The organism is Pseudomonas sp. TH07, assembly GCF_016651285.1.
GTDB lineage: Bacteria > Pseudomonadota > Gammaproteobacteria > Pseudomonadales > Pseudomonadaceae > Aquipseudomonas.
The window spans coordinates 4,204,952-4,224,067 of sequence record NZ_JAEKED010000001.1 but is presented as its reverse complement, the minus strand read 5'-3'; the positions used below and the strand labels follow the sequence as shown (position 1 = coordinate 4,224,067).

Below are 19,116 nucleotides of genomic sequence, written 5' to 3'. Positions count from 1 at the left end.
ACGATTTTCAATAACAACCCCCTGGGGCAGGACCCGATCCACGATGCACACGAGAGACACCCTGAATTCCTCTGAAGTGGACCTGCTCTATCGCTCCCACCATTCCTGGCTCACGACCTGGTTGCGCCGTCGCGTCGGCTGCCATGCCAATGCCGCGGACCTGGCCCAGGACACCTTCGTGCGCCTGCTCAAGGCGAGCCATGCGCACCCGCTCAAGGAGCCCCGGGCGTACCTGAGCAGCATCGCTCGCGGGCTGATGATCGATCAGTACCGGCGCCGTGCCCTGGAGCAGGCCTACCTCGAAAGCCTGGCGCTGATGCCGCCCAGCGAAGCGCCGTCGGAAGAACAGCGCTGGGTGATCCTCGACACCCTGGAGCGTCTCGATCAACTGCTGATGCTGCTCAAGCCACGGGTGCGCCAGGTGTTCCTGCATGCCCAACTCGATGACATGAGCTGCAAGACCATCGCCGAGCACCTGGGCATCTCCCGCGCCACCGTCGAGCGCGACCTGGCCAAGGCCATGGCAACCTGCTACCGGTGGCGCTATGCACAGTCCTGAAATCACCCCGGGCCAGGCCCACGTCGAACAGGCCATCGAATGGCTGGTGCAACGGCGCTACAACCCACCCAGCGCCGAAACCGAACAAGGGTTCCAGCACTGGTTGCAGCAGCACCCGCATAACGCCCTGGCCTGGACCCAGGTCGAGGCCATGTGCGATGAGTTCAGCGGCCTGCCCCGCGACCTCAGCCGGCGTACCCTGGAAGGCACCCAGCGCCACCACACCAGCCATCACACCAGCCGCCGACACAGCCTCAAGCTGCTGGGCGTGCTGTGCGCCGTCGGCAGCCTGGGCTGGGTCGGACGCGAACAGCTCGGGCTGCCCTCGTTGCTGGCCGACCGTCACACCGCCACCGGCGAGCGCCGCACCTACCACACCGCCGACGGTGCAAAAATCCAGCTCAACACCGCCAGCGCCATCGACCTGCGCTTTGACAAACAGTTGCGCAACCTGAGCCTGGTCCAGGGCGAAGTGGCGATCGACACCGGCAAGGATCCGCGTCCGTTGCGGGTGATCACCCGCGACGGCATGCTCCAGGCCCTGAACGCCCACCTGCTGGTGCGCCAACGGGGCGAAGACACGGTGCTCGCCGTGCGTCGCGGCGATGTGATGCTGTATGCCGCCAGCGGCCGCGCCCTACGCATCGCCGCCCCCGGCGAACAGTTACTGCTCAGCGCCAGCGGCCAGGTGCGGCCGGCGATCACCCATGGCGATCCCTGGGGCTGGAGCGAAGGCGTGCTGAGCGTGCAGCAGATGCCACTGGGCGAGTTCATCGCCGAACTCTCGCGTTATCGCCCGGGCTTGCTGCGCTGCGCCGAAGAGGTCGCCAGGGTGAAGGTGTCCGGCACCTATCAACTGGCCGACACCGACCAGATCCTCGCCCTGATCGCGAAAACCCTGCCGGTCCGGGTCGACTACCGCACCCGCTATTGGGTCAGTGTTTCAGCGAGTTGAAATTTTTCACAGATAAATGAGGTACTTTCTCATTCGCGTTCGGCCTGTAGGAATAAAGGCAATTTTCGCCCCCTTCTTCCGCAGGAGTTCCGAATGATTCACCCAAGCGTTGCTCAACCCGACCCGCTGCAGCGGGCCATTCGTGGCGCCCTGTTCGGCCTGGCCATGGCCAGCGCCGGTCTGCCCGCGCTGGCACGTGCCGAGCAACCCGCAACCGCGCAACAGGCCCGCACCTGGAACATCGCCCCCGGTCCCCTGGACCAGGCCCTGGAACAACTGGCGCGCCAGGGCGGGCTGAACCTGTCCTATGACGCCGCGAGCCTGCAAGGCAAACAGACCCGGGGCGTCAGCGGCGCCCACGACAGTGCCCAGGCGCTGTCGCTGCTGTTGCAGGGCAGTGGCGTGCAGATCCAGCAACAGTCGGCCAACAGCTTTATCCTCGTGCCGGCCACCACCAGCGGCGGCGCCCTGGAACTGGGCGCGACCACCATCTCCAGCGAGCTCCTGGGCGCCACCACCGAGCACTCCGGCTCCTACACCACCGGCGCCGTGACCATCGGCAAGATGCCGCAAACCCTGCGCCACACGCCGCAATCGGTATCGGTGCTGACCCGCCAGCGCCTGGACGACCAGAACATCACCAACCTGACGAGCATGATGGAGCAGACCCCGGGCATCGTCGTCGACTACACCGACAGCGAGCGGGTCACCTACTACTCGCGCGGCTACCAGATCGACGCCATCCAGTACGACGGCGCCACCGTGGTCCAGGGCAGCGGCGGCGGTTCGTTTATCCAGAGCGACTCGGCGATCATCGACCGCGCCGAAATCCTGCGCGGCGCCACCGGCATGCTGCGTGGCGCGGGCAACCCGTCGGGTACGGTGAACCTGGTGCGCAAGCGCCCCACTCGCGACTTCCAGGCCTCGGCCACGGTCACTGCCGGCTCCTGGGATGCGCAACGCTACGTCGCCGACCTCTCCGGCCCGCTCACCGACAACGGCGCAATCCGGGGACGGATGATTGCCGTGCACGACGACAAGGACTCGTTCCAGGACAGCCGCATGGAACGCAAGAACGTGTTCTACGGCGCCCTGGCCGCCGACCTCGACGAGCGCACCACCTTCACCACCGGCATCGAATACACCGAGCTTGAGGCCACGGGGTCCTGGGGCGGCCTGCCGGCCAACTTCGACGGCTCGCCGCTGAAGCTGTCGCGCAGCACTTACCTGGGCGCCGACTGGAACCGCTGGAACCGCAGCAACCTGCAGACCTTTGGCGAGCTGGAGCACAACTTCGACAACGACTGGACCCTCAAGCTGTCGGCCACCCGCACCCAGTTCGAGCTGGACGACAACGGCTTCAAGCAGACCTATTTCACCCGCGCCAGCACCACCAACCCCTACCTGATGAACTACCAGGTCACCGAAGGCGACGGCGGCGAAAGCCAGCAGACCAACCTCAGCGCCACCCTCAACGGCCCGTTCGAACTGCTGGGCCGCGAGCACGAGCTGATGGTCGGTGTCGAACGCATCCGCAACGACTCCTATGCCTCGGCCACCAACTTCGTCACCTCCGGGGTCTTCGACATCCGCCAGTGGGACCCGAAAACCAGCCTGGCCGAGCCCTCGATCAATATCACCGCGCACCCGGTGCGCACCCGCACCACCCAGGAAGCGGCCCACGCCACCTGGCGCATTTCCCTGGCCGACCCGCTGACCGCAATCATCGGCGCGCGCCTGAACTGGTACGACTACGAGCAGGAAAACAACACCAAGAGTTCCGGCCAATACAGTGTCGATCAGCAAGTGGTGCCTTACGCGGCGCTGATCTACGACCTGAACCGGAACTTCAGCCTGTACGGCAGCTACACCGAAATCTTCAACCCGCAAAGCGCCACCGACGCCGCCGGCTCAGTGCTCGAACCAGTCACCGGCGAAGCCTATGAAATGGGGCTCAAGGGCGAGTTCTACGGCGGCCGCCTGAACACCTCGCTCGCGGTGTTCCGCATCAACCAGGTGGGCAATGCCCTGGACGACCTGAGCAGTCCCAACCCCTGCCCGCCCAACTACACCGCCGGCTATTGCAAGGTCGCCGCCGGCAAGAACCGCAGCGACGGCGTCGAGCTGGAAGTGTCCGGCGAAGTGCTGCCCGGCTGGCAGGTCAGCGGCGGCTACACCTACACCACCACCGAGTACCTCAAGGACACCGTCGGCAACACCGGTAACGTCCTGCGCTCCACCGACCCCAAGCGCCAGCTGAAGCTGTTCTCCAGCTACCGCCTGCCGGGGGAATACGCCGCCTGGACCGTCGGTGGCGGGGTCAGCGCACAAAGCGACATCTACTCGCGCAACGGCAGCGCCGAGGCCACTCAAAGCGGCTATGCGGTGTACAACGCGCTGCTGGGCTACCGCTTCAACGAGCAGTACTCGCTGCAACTCAACGCCAACAATATCTTCGACAAGCACTACTACAAGAAGGTGGCCGCGACCGCGACCGGTTACTACTACGGCGACCCGCGCAACGTCGCAGTGACCCTGCGCGGCACCTTCTAAAACCGTTGGCACCGGTGGCCGGACGCGAACCGCGTCTGCCGCCGGCCCATGGCCGCCGTGCCGAAAGCGGCCTCATCCCATCAGGATCAGGACCGCAGCACGATCCCTGGCACGCTGGCAGCCTCGCCTGCCGGCTCGGCCGTGGCCATCCGCTCGAACAGGTAACGCGCCGGTGGCTTGCCGAGGGCTTTGCGAAACATGGTGACAAAACCGCTCGCACTCTCGTAGCCAAGCTCCAGGGCCACGCTCTGCACGCTGTCGCCCCGGGTCAGGCGCTGCAAGGCCAGGATGATGTGCAACTGCCGGCGCCAGCGGCCGAAGCTCATGCCGACCTGCTGTATCAGCAGCCGGCTCATGCTGCGCTCGCTCAGGCCAATGCGCTTGGCCCAATCGCCGAGGGTCGCCTTGCAAGACGGGTCGGCCAGAAGCAGTTGCGCCAGCTGGCGCAGCCGCCGGTCCTGGGGCATCGGCAGGTGCAGGTCTTCGACCGGGGCCTCGCACAACTCGTCGAGCAAGGTGCCGATCAGGCGCGCCTCCCGGCCCTGGGTCGGATACAACTGGGGAAAGCCCGCGGCCTTGAGCAGCAACTCGCGCAGCAGCGGCGACACCGAGATCGTGCAGCAGGCCTGGGGCAGACCGGCGACCGCAGCGGGCTCGACGAACAGGCAATAGCATTGGGTCTCACCCGAGCCGCGTACCGAATGCTCCAGCCCGCCAGGGATCCAGACCGCGCAGTGCGGGGGCACGATCCACACCCCTCCGTCCACCTCGCACTTGAGCACGCCCCGCAGCGAATACAGCAACTGAGCCTTGCGATGTCGATGGCTGGCGTGCTCCCAGTCCCTGGACACCAGGGACGCACTCAGCGCACTGACCGGGCGCGGGATGTTGTCCACGTCCCAGGACGGTGCCAGGTCAGGGGAAACCATGATGACCACGAACGAAGCACCTCATCTTGAGAACCATGGGTTTGGCCGAAGCGAAAAATATCGTGCGAGGGTTGCTCAATCTCGTCAAGCACCCGCGCCCGGCGCTTATCGAGCGCGCCAGTCACGCAGCAACTGGATGAAGTGCCGGGCCGCTTCCGAGAGCGGGCGATCGGTGGGTGTGGTCAAGCCTATCGGGGCCCGCAGCAGCGGGCTGGCAAACGGCAGCGCGCGGACCACGCCCAGGCGCAGGTCAAGGTCGACCACCCCGCGCTGCACGAACCAGACCGCGTCGTAATCCTGCAGGTAGACCCGGGAAAAGGTTTCGCTCAGGGATTCGAGCATCTGGAAGCCACTCGCGGCGCCGCTGGACAGCAGGAAATTATCCACGCTGATGCGCACCAGGGTGCCTTGGGGCGAGGCCAGCAGCACATAGGGCAGCAGGTCATCCAGCACCAGGTGTTCCCGTTTGGCCAGGGGATGGTCGTGGCGAACCACCAGCAGCAGGTCTTCTTCGTACAGCGCTTCAAAGGCCACGCCGAGCATGTCGCGACCAATCAGGCGCCCGACGATCAGGTCGATGTCATGGGTGCGCAACTTGCCCACCAGAAAATCGTAGACCCCGGACAGCACCTGGATCCGCACCTGGGGATAGCGCTCGCGCATCTGCGCCACCACCGGCGCCAGCATGTAGCCGGCCGCCGTGGGCAACGCCCCGACCCGCAGCAGTTGCGGGGCCTGGGTGTCGACCCGGGTCGGGTCCATGGCCTGGTTGAAACTGGCCAGGGTCTGCGCCGCGTGTTTATGGAAGGCCTCCCCGGCTTCGGTGAAGCGCACCCCCTTGCGCCCCCGCACCAGCAACTGCACCCCCAACTCCTGCTCGAGCTCCTTGAGGCTCTTGGACACGGCGGAAAGGGTGATGTGCAGCAGTTTCGAGGCGGTGACCAGGCTGCCGGAGCTGACCACGGCGGTAAAGACACGCAGATGACGCAGGTTGATCGAGGATTGGCTCACGGCGGGAACACACCTTTTTAGTCAACCCACAGGTTAATTAACAGCGGATTTTATATCAATTTAATCAACCAAATCTTTGATTTAGCATGCCTCCTGACTTCACCGACCGACCTTGCGAGGACCCGTTCCATGACCCAACCCGAGCCGCGACTAGGCGCCTCCAGCGCGTCCCTGCCCAGCCTCAGCCCCGAGGCGCTGGCAGACGAACTGGCCCGCCTGGGTTACCAGGGGGTCGAGTGGCGCGTGGCAGATACCCGCCCGCTCGACCCGAGCCAACCCTGGAACGCCCGCAGCAACAACCGCTGCACCATCGCTCCCAACGCTGCGGCGATCGAGGGCATCCAGCGCCATTGCCTGGCCCTGGGCCTCAAGGTGTTTGGCCTCAGCCCTTACCTGACCGTGGGCGAACTTGACCAGACCCTGCGCATGATCGACCTCGCCGCCCTCGCCGATCAGGCCCGGCTGCGGCTGTGGGCCCCCGGCTATGAAGGCGAACGCTACCCCGAGGCCTACGCCCGGATGCGCCGCTTCCTCGACCAGATCCTGCCGCGGGCCCAGGCCCAGGGCGTGCGCCTGGTGCTGGAGGTGCATCAGCGCACCATCTGCTCCAGCCCATCCCTGGCCATGCGCGTGGCCGAACACTACCCGCACCAGCACCTGGGCATCATTTATGACATCGGCAACCTGGCCATCGAGGGCCGCGAGGATGTGCAGTTGTCCCTGGACCTGATGGGCCCGCACCTGGCCCATGTCCAGATTAAAAACGTCGCCTACCGCCCCCTCGGCCCGGGCCAGGGCTGGCAGTGGGACTGGTGCCCACCCGACGCCGGAGTGCTGCCGTTGCAGGCGATGCTCGCCACCCTGCGCGCCAGTGGCTTCAGCGACTGGGTGTCGATCGAGGACTTTTCAAGCACCTACAGCGACCTGCAGAAACTGTCGCGCAACCGGGCCCTGGTCCGGCACTACATGGGGCTCGACAACGAGCCCGCCGTCTCTTCCCGCCACGAGGCCATCAGCCAATGAACAGCCCCCACACTCACCGCCGCGTGGCCCTGGTCACCGGTGCCGCCGGCGAACTGGGCCGCGCCATTTGCACGCGCCTGTGCCGCGACGGCCTGGACCTGGTCGCCGTGGACCTGAACCTGGATGCCGCCCAGGGACTGCTGCGAACCCTGCACCTGGAGCCGGGCCAGCGCGCCCTGGCGATTCAGGCCGACCTCGGCGATGAGTCGTCGATCGTCGCCATGGTCGCCCAGGCCGGCGCCGCCTTCGGTCGCATCGATGTGGTGGTGAACAATGCGGCGGTCAACCACCGGGGCTCGATCTACGACTTTGACGTCGCCCAGTGGGACCACATGCTGGCGGTGAACCTGCGCGGCCCGGCCCTGCTGTGCCAGAAGGTCGCGCCGTACTGGCAGGCCCAGGCCAGCGGCCGGGTGATCAATATCGTCTCGCGCTGCTGGGTCGCCGGCGGCCCGCCCGCCTACGTCGCGTGCAAGGCCGGTCTGGTGGGCCTGACCCGCTCCATGGCCAGGGAGCTGGCGCCGCACAACGTGACGGTCAATGCCATCGCCCCGGGGCTGTTGCCCTCGGCCTTTACCCTCGATGGGCGCGATGCCGAGAGCTTCCAGCGCATGGCCGACAGCTCCATCGGCGACACCCCGCTCAAGCGCCTGACCACCCCCGAGGATATCGCCAACACCACCTCGTTCCTGGCTTCCAGCGACGCTGAGTTCATTACCGCCGAAGTCATTCATGTCTGCGGCGGCAGCCAGCTGGCGCCCTTCGGCACCCGCTGAGCAGCACATGGTTCAACCACCACAATCACAATAAAGGTTGCTTATGAATACCCCTCAACCCGACAACCGGAGCATGGCCCGCCGGGCCGCCTTCGGCAGTTTTCTCGGCAGCGTGGTCGAGTATTACGACTTCTTCATTTACGGCTCGGCGGCGGCGCTGGTCTTCAACAAAATCTTCTTCCCGTCCGATGACCCCATGGCCGGCACCCTGGCGGCCCTTGCCACCTTTGGCGTCGGCTACATCGCCCGGCCCATCGGCGCACTGCTGTTCGGGCACCTGGGGGATCGCCTCGGGCGCAAGCAAGTGCTGATGATGACCCTGCTGTTGATGGGCCTGGCAACCTTCACCATCGGCCTGCTGCCGACCCACGCCAGCATCGGCGCCTGGGCCCCGGCGTTGCTGGTGCTGTGCCGGCTGCTGCAAGGCCTGTCCGCCGGAGGCGAACAGGTCGGGGCCAGCCTGCTGACCATGGAACACGCACCCGGCAAGAACAAGGCGTTCTACACCAGCTGGTTGATCAACGGCGCCTCCATGGGCTCGATCCTCGCTACGTCGGTGTTTATCCCGCTGTCGATGCTGTCTGAAGAACAGCTGCTGGCCTGGGGATGGCGCATCCCGTTCCTGCTGAGCGCGGTGATGGTGGCGATTACCTGGATCATCCGCCGTGGGGTGGATGAGAGCCCCGAGTTCATGGCGAAAAAACACGACGCTTCGCAGATTCCGGTGCTGGAGATGTTCAGCAAGGAATGGCGCGCCTTTGTCGTGGTGTTCTGTTGCGCCCTGATCTGCTCGGTGTCGTCGCTGGTGATTATCTTCGGCCTGTCCTGGGCCACCAATAACCAGCAGGTGGACCGCGCGTCCATGCTCTCGGCGATTGCCGCCAGCCAGGTCGTGGCCCTGGTCTGCCAACCGCTGTTCGGCCTGCTGGCGGACCGGATCGGCAAGAAGCGCATTTTCGCCGCGGGGTCCCTGGCCTGCTGCGCCGGGGTGTTCCTGTTCCTGTGGTCGATCACCACCGGCCAGATCGGGCTGATCATCTTCAGCACCGTGTTGCTCAAAGGCATCGTCTACAGCGCCCCCAATGCCCTGTGGCCGTCCTTCTACGCGGAGATGTTCAGCATTCGCGTGCGCTACACCGGCGTCGGCCTGGCCACCCAGTTGAGCTTTATCGTTGCCGGCTTCTCACCAAGCGTGTGTTATGCGCTGCTCGGCGACGGCCATGCCTGGCTGCCCGTGGGCTGCTTCATCGGTGGCCTGACCCTGGTGGCCGCAATCGCTGCCCTGCTTTCGCGCCCGGCCAGCGAACCTGCCGCCGAGCGCCCGCACGCAGCGCTCGCCCAGCGCGCCTGATCCCCTACTTGCGGGTACTGCGCGATTGCCGTGCCCGCCCCACCTCGGAGACACCGCCATGCCCTTTGCCCTGATCGCCCACGACTATGACGATGCCCTGGAACGCCGCATGGCCTGCCGCGAACAACATCTGCAGCGCCTGCAACAGCTCGCCGACCAGGGCCGACTGCTTGGCGGCGGCGTACTGCTGGACCCCCAAGGCAAAATGATCGGCTCCAACGTGCACCTGGGTTTTGCCCGGCGCGCGGAACTGGACCAATGGCTTGAGGACGAGCCCTACATCACGCAGCGGGTCTGGGAAACCGTGGAAATCCTCGAGATCAGGCTGCTGAATCTGCCGCCCCGGGCTTAAGCGGGAAGCGCTCGGGCGGCAGGCCCTGGCCAATGTCGGCAAGCCGCTGCCACCTGCTCGCCCAGCGCCCAGGCCACGCCCTTGCCGGGCAAGGCTGCGCCGCCATGGCCCGAGTTTTGCTGAGCTCCACGGATACCAACCAGGGAGCACCACCATGATCGGAAGCAGTTCATTTTCATTGCCGGCTGTCGACGCCCTCAGAAAGTCGCTGGAAAACGGCACCCTCAAGGCCGGCAGGATCGAGGTCGCCAACGCCACGCCGCAACTCCAGGCCCAACTCGACGCCAGCTTTCTCGACAGCCAGAAAGCCACAGCCGAGATGACCGCCCGTTACCGCGCCAACCCCAGCTGGGCGACCTTCGATCCCAGCAGCAACAAGGTCGAACTGCCCGACGTGCAGTCCCTCGGCAAAAGCGACGCCACCCATATCGCCAACGGCTTGCAGTACCTGCTGGAGATCGGGCGCCTGGAGGGCAAGACCCTGAGCGCGAAAAACGGCGATCTGGCGACGGACAGCCTGGCGCAGTATCAGGACTGGCTGCAGGCCCGGATCGGCGTCAACGCCCAGGCCTGATCGCCTTAGAACCGGGCTTGCAGCCCCACCCGCAGGGTGCGTCCGGGCGCCGGCATGAAACTTTGCGCCAGCGGGTCCAGGTAATAGCGGTCGGTCAGGTTTTGCAGCGAGACATTGAGCTGGGCGTGCTCCTGCAACTTGTAGTTGAGGAACAGATCGAACAGCGCCACTTCGCGGTAGTTCAGCTGTGGCGTGGTGGCGCCGGTCTGCCACGGTTTGTCGGCGGTCACCGTGGGGCCCGAGGTGTAAGTGATGCGGGTGCCCAGGGTCAGGCTCTGGTCGAAGAAGCGCAGGCCGGTGGTCAGGTTGCCGGCGAAGCGCGGCGGGTTCTGGGTGTTGGTGTAGGAGCCCATGAAACTGCCCGGGGTGCAGTTCGGCGTGTCGCTGGTTTTCTGGTAGGGGTTAGCGGTGGCGCGCAGGGTGGCGGCGAAGGCCGCGTCGCAGGTTTCGGTCTTCAGGTAGTAGGTGGATGACAGGTCGGCAAATACCCGGCCGGCGTCGTAGTGGGTCTGCAGTTCCAGGCCGCTGGTTTTATAGCTGTCGGTGTTGCTGAAGCGCATCAGGCCCCACAGGCCCGGGCTCGGGTCGTAGTAGCGGGTGATGTAGTTCTTGATGCTGTTGTTGAAGTAGGCCAGCTTGATCGCCGCCGAGTCGTCATCGAACAGCAGGCCTTTTTGCAGGGTGCTGGCACCGATCTCCCAGTTGCTCGAGCGCTCGGGTTTCAGGCCCTTGCCGGGGGTCGTCTGCTGCACGCCGTGACCGGTTTCGAACAACGAAGGCATGCGAATACCCTGGGTGTAGGAGGCATAGACGAAGGTGTCCGGCAGCACTTCGATGTTGATGCCGAAGGCCGGGGCAAAGGCGCCGCCGCTGTTGCTGTCCTTGCCGGAATAGTTGTAACCGCTGACCACGCTGCCCACTTGAGCGTCGCCGACGTCGGTATCGGTCGCGCCGTATTGGTTATAGGGCGTGCCCTCGAACGGGTAGTTGGTGTTGTTGAAGACGATCCCGTTGTTCAGGCGAGGGTCGGTGGCGTCGGTGTACAGGCCGTTCTGGTCCGGGAACCACATCAGGTAGCCATAGTCACCGGGCTTGTTGACCGTCACGTACTTGTGCTCGCGAACCTCCTTGCGCGCCGTCGCCTGGGCGACCTGATCCTTGCTGCGAAAATGGGTGTATCGCCCGCCCCCCCACAGTGTCAGTTGGTCCAGTGGCTTGTACTCCAGCTTGCCGTTGAAGCTGAACTCCTGCCGGGAACCCTCGCGCAAGCTGCGGTTGGCGTTGATATCGTCCTGGGTGGTGAGCACGCCCTTCTGCGGGCGCAGCTCCTCCAGCTGGAACGAGCCGCCCAGGTCCAGTTTCAAGTCGCCGTAACCGGTCTCGAACCGCGAGGTGTTGGCCAGGCCACCGCCCGTGCGGCGGTTGGCCTGGCGGCTCCAGGCGCGGTCGGTACGAAAGGCCTGGGAGGCCGGTGCCGACCATGAGGTCAACTGGCTGGTTTGCGCGTCGGTCATCCACAGGTCGGCAGTCAGGTCCACCAACGGGTTGCCCGAGGGCAGGTAGTTGTAGCGTGCGGTGTAGGTGTCGATCTTGGTATGGCCCAGGGGGTACTGATAAATGCCGCCGGTGCCGAAGCGGAAAATATCCGAAGGCATGATCTCGCCGATGCGTCCGTCATAGCGGCGATAACCGAAATCGAAGGTGTGGTCGTCCGCCGGGCGGATCGTGGTCTTGAGCAGGAACGACTCGGTCTCGGCCGACGAGTTCAGCACCTCTTCGCCAGCGTTGTAGGTGGTGGCCACACTGGTTTCTTCCTGGTCATAACGGTCAAAGGTGCGGTAGCGGTCCTGGCCCTTTTTGCCGGAGAAATAGTTGCCCTGCTTGCGGTGGGCATAGGCTGCCACCACGTCGAATCGTTCATGGGAATAGGCGAACGCGGCGCTGCCGGCCTGCGCCTCGGAGCCAAACAGGCCGCCCCGGCTCTGGTGCGGTTCCGAGTACAGGTCTTCGGTCCGGGAGTGCGGGTCACGGGAGGCCGGGGCCACGCCGTTGTTCCAGACGTCGCCCTTCAGACGCAGGCCGATGTTCTGGCCGTCCTTGAGGATGTCGCCGACACCCAGGGTACGCATCTTCACCGTGCCGCCGATGGCGCTGGAGGTCAGGCTCGGGCCCTTGTCGATGCTGATGTCGCTGATCATGTCCGGGTCGATGTAGCTGCGCTGCTGGGTGCCGGCATAACCGCGATAGACATCCAGCGCCTGCTGCGAACCGTCCACCGTCACCGCCACCCGGCTCTGGCCCTGGATCCCGCGGATATTCACATCCAGGCCGCCGCCATTGCGGCTGTCGCCCACCTGGACCCCGGGCTGGCCCTTGAGCACATCCCCCACCGAGACCACACCAAAGCGCTGCATGTCTTCGCCGGAGATGTACACCGACGATCGCGGCGCCCGGTAGACCTCGGCCTGCTCGGGGTTTTCACCCTTGACCTGCTGCGCCGGCAGCACCACCGCGCCCTGCCCCTGGCCAACGCGCAAGGCATAGCCGCCATCGGCCTGGCGCTGGTAGCTCAGGCCAGTTCCGCTCAACAGTTGGGTCAAGCCCGCCTCCGGGTTGAAATCCCCGTGCAGCCCGGGGCTGGTCTTGCCCGCCGTGAGCAGCGCGCTGCCGGCCATGCTGATGCCGGCCTCGGCGCCAAACCGCGACAACACCTGATCCAGCGGGCCGGCCTCGATGCTGTAGTGCTGACGCTCGGCAGCGGCGAACGCCGCCACGCTGTACAGCGGCTGCACACTGAGGAAAAGCACGCCAAGGGTGTGAGTGCACAAGGCACGGGCGGGGAAAATCATGCAGGGCTCCTAGGGGTCGAGACCCACCTGTTTCGGTGGGTAATACCTAAAGGCCAAAGCACATCTGAAAAACTATCGTCCCGACGAAAAAAAAGTTTCAGGCCGGCACCACCGTCACCCAATAACGGGTCCGGCGCTCGATACGCACCGGCAGCGCCAGGGCCACCAACGCCAGTGCGGCATCGGTGTCGTCCAGTTGAAAACTGCCGGTCACGCGCAAGGCCGCGACCTCGGCACGGCAACGCAAAATGCCTGGGCGGTAGCGCGACAGCTCCGCCAGCAACTGGTCCAGACGCATGCGCTCGGCCGGCAAGATGCCCCGCAGCCAGGCCTGGGCCAGGACCGTATCGACGGGGCTTGGCGCGGCGACGCCCCGGCCGTCGACCCGGGTTTGCCAACCGGCGTGCAGCGGCACCGGGGCCGAATGATGGCGCGCACTGACCTGCACCAACCCGCGCAGCACCCTGACCTGGGTGCCCTGCCGATCCTGGCGCAACAGCAGATGGGCGCCATGGCTGTAGAGCACCGCGTCCTCGCTCAGCAGTTGCAGCGAAGCCGACGCAGCCGGCATATCCAGGGCCATTTCGCCCTCGACCAACTGCACCCTGCGCTGCGTTGCGCTCAACTCCAGGTTCACCGCACTGGCAGTGTTCAACCACAGCGCGCCACCGTCTGCCAGCGCCCAGCGTCGCCGCTCGCCGATACGGGTGCGGCAGGTCGCCAGCGCCGACCGCACCAGGGTCGACTCCGCCCCCTGCCAGCCAACCCCGCCCAGCAGCCCCAGGGCCAGCAGGCACTTGAGCACTTGCCGGCGGCGCTGCGGATCGGCCCCAGCCGCCTCCAGCGCCCGGCGCGCCGTGGCATCGCCCAGCAGATTCGCCCCCGGCTGCAACAGCAGCGGCAAACTGCTGACCCGCTGCCAGGCGTATTCATGTTCGGCACTCGCCTGCCGCCACTGCTCCAGTGCCTGTTGATCGGCAGTGCCCATCAGTCCGGACTGCATGCGCACCATCCAATCGATGGCGCAATCGCGCACCCGGGGATCAACCACCGCCTCACTCATTCGAAACGGCTCGCATAACAGACACTGAACGCCTTGCCCATGGCCCGCTGCACCTGCGCGACGGTCAGGCTCAACTGCACGGCGATCTGCGGGTAGGTCAAACCGTCGAGCTGGGACAAAAAGAAAATCTGCCGCACCCGCATCGACAACCCCACCAGCAACGAATCGAGCTGCAACAGGGTCTCGATCATCAAATGCCGCTCTTCCGGCGACGGCTCGTACGCCTCCGGCCGTGCCGCCAACGCCTCCAGATACGCCTTCTCGATGGCCTGGCGTCGCCAGCGATTGATCAGCAAGCCATTGGCAATGGTCGCCAGGAACGCCATGGGCTGGCGCAATTCACGCACATCCTCCTGGGAGCGCAACACGCGGATAAAGGTGTCGTGAGCCAAATCCTCGGCATCGGCACTGTGCCCCAACCGCCGATGCAACCACCCCCGCAGCCAGCCGTGATGGTTCACATACAACTGGGCGACGGGGGAGAAAAGGCTGTTGTCGTGCATGGGAGATTCGCATTAATGATAATGCTTCTCATTTTATGGTTTGCGGGTGGGGATTGTATAGAGCGCTGAAACAAAGCCCTGCCCGCCGTTGAAAAGGTGCCGCTCACTGCCGTCACCCTCGGCTCGGAGCTCAAGGCTCGCGGGGGTTGATGATGGGCGGGAAATGCCGCCACCATTGCCTGCCTCACGCTTAGTCATTTTCGTGACCAGGTCGAGCCGGCAATGATCCGATCCACTCATCATCAACACGGCAATTCCGGCTGATTTAACTGTCGCCCCGCAGCGCCCCTCTGAAACCGTCAATAGCCAAACAGCGACTTGTTCTCCAGGTACTCGTCAAACCCTAACTCCCCCCACTCACGCCCGTTACCCGACTGCTTATAGCCGCCAAACGGCGCGGCCTGGTCGGCGCGGGCGCCATTGAGATGGACCATGCCGGTGCGCAATTGCCGCGCAACCCCGCGGCTGCGTTCGAGGCTGGTCGAGCTGACGTAGCCTGACAAGCCATAAGGACTGTCGTTGGCGATGGCTATTGCCTCGGCTTCACTGTCGTACGGCATGATCGCCAGGACCGGGCCGAAGATTTCTTCCCGGGCCACCAGCATGTCCGGGGTGACGTCGGCAAATACCGTCGGCTGCACGTAGTAGCCACGCTCCACCCCTTGTGGTCGTCCCAACCCTCCGGCGATCAAGCGCGAACCCTCGGCGATGGCCTGGGCGATCATGGCCTGTACCCGTTCGAATTGCAGGGCATTGGCCACGGGACCGATGGCGGAGGTCGGGTGACTGTCGTCGAAGCACACCTGGGCCAGCACTTCCCGGACGATATCAATCACCGCCGGTTGCTGCGCGCGCGGTACCAGCAGGCGTGTTGGCGCATTGCACGACTGGCCGCTGTTGCGGATACAGGCCTGTACCCCGTGGCGCACCGCGCTAGGCAGGTAGGCGTCGTCGAGCAGGATATTCGCCGATTTGCCGCCCAGTTCCTGGGACACTCGCTTCACTGTATCGGCCGCCGCCTTGGCCACGGCGATGCCGGCGCGGGTCGAGCCGGTAAACGACACCATATCCACCTCGGCATGGCTGGCCAGCGCAGCACCAACCCCCGGCCCATTGCCGTTGACCAGGTTGAACACCCCCTTCGGCACCCCGGCCTCATGCAGGATTTGCGCGACGATATGCGCTGACAACGGCGCACACTCACTGGGCTTGAGTACCACGGTGCAGCCCACTGCCAGGGCGGGTGCGAGCTTGCAGGTGAGTTGATTGAGGGGCCAGTTCCAGGGGGTGATCAGGGCGCACACGCCGATAGGCTCACGCACCACCAGGGTCTGGCCCAGGCGCCGTTCGAAGCGGTACTCGCGCAGCACTTCCAGCGCCTGCGCCAGGTGGCCCAGGCCTGCCGGGACATGAGCGCTTCGGGCCAGGGACAGCGGCGCGCCCATCTCCAGATGAACCGCCTCGATCAACGCCTCGCTGTGGCGTTTGTAGGCTTCGATGATGCGCTGCAGCAAGTCGATACGTGCCTCGAGCGAACTCGCGGCGAACGCCGGAAAAGCCCGCCGAGCCGCTCCGAGCGCACGATCTACATCGTGTGCGTCGCCCAGGATGATGCGCGCAACCCTTTGCTCGGTGGACGGATTGATCACCGTCTCGACGGTTTCGCCGTGGGGTTTGACCCAGGCGCCGTCAATGTAGAACTCAAACAAATCGGACATACCCTCGACTCCCTTCAGGCCACCTGATTCAAGGCAGCCGCCAAGGTGTCGAACACCTGGGCGATCTCCTGCTGGCTGATCACCAACGGCGGTGAAATCACGATGGTGTCGCCCGAACCGCGCACCAGCACGCCGTGCTCAAAGCACCACTGCGCAACGTCACTGCCACGCGCGCCGGCGGCACCGGGGCGCGGCTCGAGTTCGACGGCGCACAGCAAACCGATGGTGCGTACGTCCAGCACCGGCCCCACACCCCGCAGCGCCAGCGCGGCCGACTGCCAGAGCCCGCTGACCGCGTTGACGTGTTGATTGATGCCCAGTTCGCGATGCACCTCGATGGTCGCCAACCCGGCCGCACACGCCAGCGGATGCGCCGAATAGGTATAGCCGTGCATCAGCTCGATGACGTTCGCCGGCCCGGCCATGAACGCTTCGTATACCGCACCGCTGACCAGCACGCCGCCCATGGGCACGGCGCCGTTGGTCAGGCCTTTGGCGGTGGTGATCAGGTCTGGTGTTACGCCCAATGCCTGGGCGGCGAAACTCTCGCCGACGCGGCCAAAACCGGTGATCACTTCGTCGAAAATCAGCAGCACGCCGTGCCGGCTGCAGATCTCGCGCAAGCGTTGCAGATAACCCTGGGGCGGCGGGTAGACCCCGCCGGAGCCGGTCACCGGCTCGACGATCACGGCGGCCACAGTGCTCGGATCCTGAATGTCCAACAGTTGGGTCAGCGCGTCGGCGTAATGGACGCCCTGCTGCGGTTGCCCCGCGCTGAAACGCATACTCGCGTCGTAAGGCAGCGGCAGGTGTGACACCTCGCCCAGCAACGGACCGAAGTCACGCTTCTGCCGGCCGATACCCGACACCGACAGCCCGCCGAAACCCATGCCGTGATAGCCCTTGGCACGCCCGATAAACTTGGTACGGCGGCTGTCGCCGCGGGCCTGGTGATAGGCCCGGGCGATCTTCAACGCGGTGTCGACAGCCTCGGAACCTGAGTTGGTAAAAAACACCTGTTGCATGCCGGCCGGGCTGATGTCGATCAGGCGCTCGGCCATCTCCAGGGCGTGGGGGTGGCTCATCTTGAATGACGAAACAAAGTCCAGGCGCCCCGCCGCCTCGCGAATGGCCTCGACGATTTTCGGCTGGCCATGCCCGGCATTGACGCACCAGAGCCCGGCCATTGCATCGAGTACACGACGCCCATCGGTGGTGGTGTAGTACATGCCGTCAGCACTGGCGAACATCATCGGTTGCTGCTGGAACTGGCGCATCGGGGTAAACGGTGCCCAGAACGCGCCACACTCGGCACCTGTCGGGTTGGAAATATCGTTCATAGCGACTCCTGCAAAGCGGTTCTTGGATGGCCGGTCAGCGTCGGGCGCTGTAACGGGCCTGCGTTAACGTTGACGCTGCGGTCCACGTACAACATGCCGCGCTCGATACGGCAGCTGACACGGTCACAAAACGCCATCTCGACAAACTGCCAGGTCATGCTCAATGCCCCGTCGTCGGTCCAGCGCGCCTGCGCCACCACCGGGGTGAGCTCGGGCTGGTATTGGTGATGCAGATAATGGCCGGTCATGCTGGTCCGGCTTTCGATGCCGTCGGCCAGGCCGGCGCGAATGCAGTGGGTGCCACGGGGGTCGGTGAGGTAGAAGTCGCAATGGTCAGTACCCAGCACCAAGCGTATTTCGCTGACGTGATCGTCGTTGGCCTCCATCACAAATGTGCCGTTGAACTCGGCATGACGCGGCGAAGTCGACGCCCCTGAAAGGGACGGCCGCCGCTGGCTTGCCAACAACGCCGCCAATTCGGCATCCGCCGCGCCGTCGGCGGGCACGTCCAGCGCCGGCAACAGGTGTTCCCAGAGCAGGCTGTGCAAGCGCCGCTCGCCCAAGGGCAGCCCGGCGGTAAACGCAATCACCGCGTTATGGCGTGGCAAGACGATGCACTGCTGGCCAAATACCCCGGAGGCGTAGTAGCCACCGTGCAGGGTCATCCACCACTGGTAGCCGTAGCCTTCACGGCGCGTGACACCTGCATCGCTCGAGTCGCGGCCCTGGTAGCGCTTGCCGTCGAAGGCCCCCATCCATACATCATCGACATGTCCACGGGTGGCTTCGGCCACCCACTCCCGGGACAGCAACTGCTGCCCTTCCCAGTGGCCTTGTTGCAAATGCAGCACACCGAACTTAAGCAAGTCCTCGGTGCTGCAACTCAAGCCATTGCCGCCCGTGTTGAAGCCGCCAGGTGCCAGGTCCCATTCGATGGTCCCCATGGCCATGGGTTGGAAAATACGTGCGTTGCACAACTCAAAGGCTGTCTGGCCGCTGACCACGCTGACAATCGCCGAGAGCATGAAACTCGAGGCACTGCTGTAGATAAACTGCTGCCCCGGCGGGTCTTCAACCGGTTCATCGAGGAACAGCTTGACCCAACTTTCACTGCGCCCACGCCAGGCCCCGCCGGAAATGCCCTGGCGATGGCCGGTGCGCATGGTCAGCAAATCGCGCACGGTCATGGCTGCCAGATTGGCGCTGATCGGTGACGGGCAATCTGCGGCAAAAAAATCCACCACCTTGGCCTCCAGCGACAGCACGCCGTCATCCACCAACAGCCCGATGGCCATGGATACCCAGCTTTTGGTGACCGAATGCTGAACATGCAAGCGTTCGGCGCGATAAGGCGCCCAAAACGCTTCGGCCACCACCGCACCGTCGCGGTACAGCATGAAACTGTGCAGCTCCAGGCCCGCAGCGTTCACCGCCTCAATGAAAGCGCTCACGCCACGCGCCGATACGCGCTGGTGGCTGGGCAGTGCCCGCCGCAACGGCAAACTCGTCATCTGATCTATCCCCTCATTTCCACTGCCTTGGCGGGCAACAGGCTGACCC

Annotated in this window: 16 protein-coding genes; 8 read left to right on the top strand and 8 right to left on the bottom strand. The window is 65.0% G+C overall.

Annotated elements, in window-relative coordinates:
- Nucleotides 1–43 precede the first annotated feature (43 nt).
- The 3 genes from JFU57_RS19695 (at nucleotide 44) to JFU57_RS19685 (ending at nucleotide 4,067) form a co-directional block, all read left to right on the top strand.
- The gene (locus tag JFU57_RS19695) at nucleotides 44–559 is read left to right on the top strand and encodes a sigma-70 family RNA polymerase sigma factor (RefSeq protein WP_078472610.1); all 516 of its coding nucleotides are present in this window, start codon (nucleotides 44–46) and stop codon (nucleotides 557–559) included.
- On the top strand, nucleotides 546–1,514 hold the full coding sequence (locus tag JFU57_RS19690; RefSeq protein ID WP_201130495.1) for a FecR domain-containing protein: 969 nt from the start codon (nucleotides 546–548) through the stop codon (nucleotides 1,512–1,514). The genes JFU57_RS19695 and JFU57_RS19690 overlap by 14 nt, the downstream gene beginning before the upstream one ends.
- Nucleotides 1,515–1,607: 93 nt before the next feature.
- Complete coding sequence (locus tag JFU57_RS19685) at nucleotides 1,608–4,067, top strand: TonB-dependent siderophore receptor (RefSeq protein ID WP_078472612.1); 2,460 nt, start codon at nucleotides 1,608–1,610, stop codon at nucleotides 4,065–4,067.
- A gap of 86 nt (nucleotides 4,068–4,153) precedes the next feature.
- Here the strand turns inward: JFU57_RS19685 and JFU57_RS19680 are convergent, their stop codons facing one another.
- Together JFU57_RS19680 and JFU57_RS19675 are read right to left on the bottom strand one after the other, a co-directional pair.
- Nucleotides 4,154–4,996 (bottom strand): AraC family transcriptional regulator, encoded by an 843-nt coding sequence (locus JFU57_RS19680; protein WP_201130494.1) that lies wholly within the window; start codon nucleotides 4,994–4,996, stop codon nucleotides 4,154–4,156.
- Between the two features lie 105 nt (nucleotides 4,997–5,101).
- On the bottom strand, nucleotides 5,102–6,007 hold the full coding sequence (locus JFU57_RS19675; protein WP_201130493.1) for a LysR substrate-binding domain-containing protein: 906 nt from the start codon (nucleotides 6,005–6,007) through the stop codon (nucleotides 5,102–5,104).
- Between the two features lie 129 nt (nucleotides 6,008–6,136).
- On the opposite strand from JFU57_RS19675, the gene JFU57_RS19670 reads away from it, so the two are divergent.
- From JFU57_RS19670 to JFU57_RS19650, 5 genes are all read left to right on the top strand, one after another.
- Entirely contained in the window at nucleotides 6,137–7,030 is an 894-nt protein-coding gene (locus JFU57_RS19670) for a sugar phosphate isomerase/epimerase family protein (protein WP_201130492.1), read from the top strand.
- A complete protein-coding gene (locus JFU57_RS19665; protein WP_201130491.1) occupies nucleotides 7,027–7,806 on the top strand; it encodes an SDR family NAD(P)-dependent oxidoreductase in 780 nt (259 codons plus the stop codon). The genes JFU57_RS19670 and JFU57_RS19665 overlap by 4 nt, the downstream gene beginning before the upstream one ends.
- Nucleotides 7,807–7,849: 43 nt before the next feature.
- Nucleotides 7,850–9,157: an MFS transporter gene (locus JFU57_RS19660; protein WP_242487449.1), complete on the top strand. Its 1,308-nt coding sequence runs from the start codon at nucleotides 7,850–7,852 to the stop codon at nucleotides 9,155–9,157.
- A 58-nt stretch (nucleotides 9,158–9,215) separates the two neighbouring features.
- Entirely contained in the window at nucleotides 9,216–9,509 is a 294-nt protein-coding gene (locus tag JFU57_RS19655) for a YciI family protein (RefSeq protein WP_078472616.1), read from the top strand.
- A 154-nt stretch (nucleotides 9,510–9,663) separates the two neighbouring features.
- On the top strand, nucleotides 9,664–10,083 hold the full coding sequence (locus JFU57_RS19650; RefSeq protein ID WP_078472617.1) for a hypothetical protein: 420 nt from the start codon (nucleotides 9,664–9,666) through the stop codon (nucleotides 10,081–10,083).
- Nucleotides 10,084–10,088: 5 nt separating this feature from the next.
- On the opposite strand, the gene JFU57_RS19645 is transcribed toward JFU57_RS19650, so the two are convergent.
- The 6 genes from JFU57_RS19645 to JFU57_RS19620 all read right to left on the bottom strand — a co-directional run bounded on the left by JFU57_RS19645 (nucleotide 10,089) and on the right by JFU57_RS19620 (nucleotide 19,067).
- Complete coding sequence (locus JFU57_RS19645) at nucleotides 10,089–12,932, bottom strand: TonB-dependent receptor (RefSeq protein WP_201130490.1); 2,844 nt, start codon at nucleotides 12,930–12,932, stop codon at nucleotides 10,089–10,091.
- A 97-nt stretch (nucleotides 12,933–13,029) separates the two neighbouring features.
- On the bottom strand, nucleotides 13,030–13,995 hold the full coding sequence (locus JFU57_RS19640; protein ID WP_201130489.1) for a DUF4880 domain-containing protein: 966 nt from the start codon (nucleotides 13,993–13,995) through the stop codon (nucleotides 13,030–13,032).
- Entirely contained in the window at nucleotides 13,992–14,498 is a 507-nt protein-coding gene (locus tag JFU57_RS19635) for a sigma-70 family RNA polymerase sigma factor (RefSeq protein ID WP_078472620.1), read from the bottom strand. The genes JFU57_RS19640 and JFU57_RS19635 overlap by 4 nt, the downstream gene beginning before the upstream one ends.
- 299 nt (nucleotides 14,499–14,797) lie before the next feature.
- The gene (locus tag JFU57_RS19630; protein WP_201130488.1) at nucleotides 14,798–16,216 is read right to left on the bottom strand and encodes an aldehyde dehydrogenase family protein; all 1,419 of its coding nucleotides are present in this window, start codon (nucleotides 16,214–16,216) and stop codon (nucleotides 14,798–14,800) included.
- A gap of 14 nt (nucleotides 16,217–16,230) precedes the next feature.
- On the bottom strand, nucleotides 16,231–17,556 hold the full coding sequence (locus JFU57_RS19625) for an aminotransferase class III-fold pyridoxal phosphate-dependent enzyme (protein WP_201130487.1): 1,326 nt from the start codon (nucleotides 17,554–17,556) through the stop codon (nucleotides 16,231–16,233).
- Nucleotides 17,553–19,067 carry a serine hydrolase domain-containing protein gene (locus tag JFU57_RS19620; protein ID WP_201130486.1) on the bottom strand — a complete coding sequence of 505 codons (1,515 nt, stop codon included), beginning with the start codon at nucleotides 19,065–19,067 and terminating at the stop codon, nucleotides 17,553–17,555. The genes JFU57_RS19625 and JFU57_RS19620 overlap by 4 nt, the downstream gene beginning before the upstream one ends.
- Between the last annotated feature and the right edge of the window lie 49 nt (nucleotides 19,068–19,116).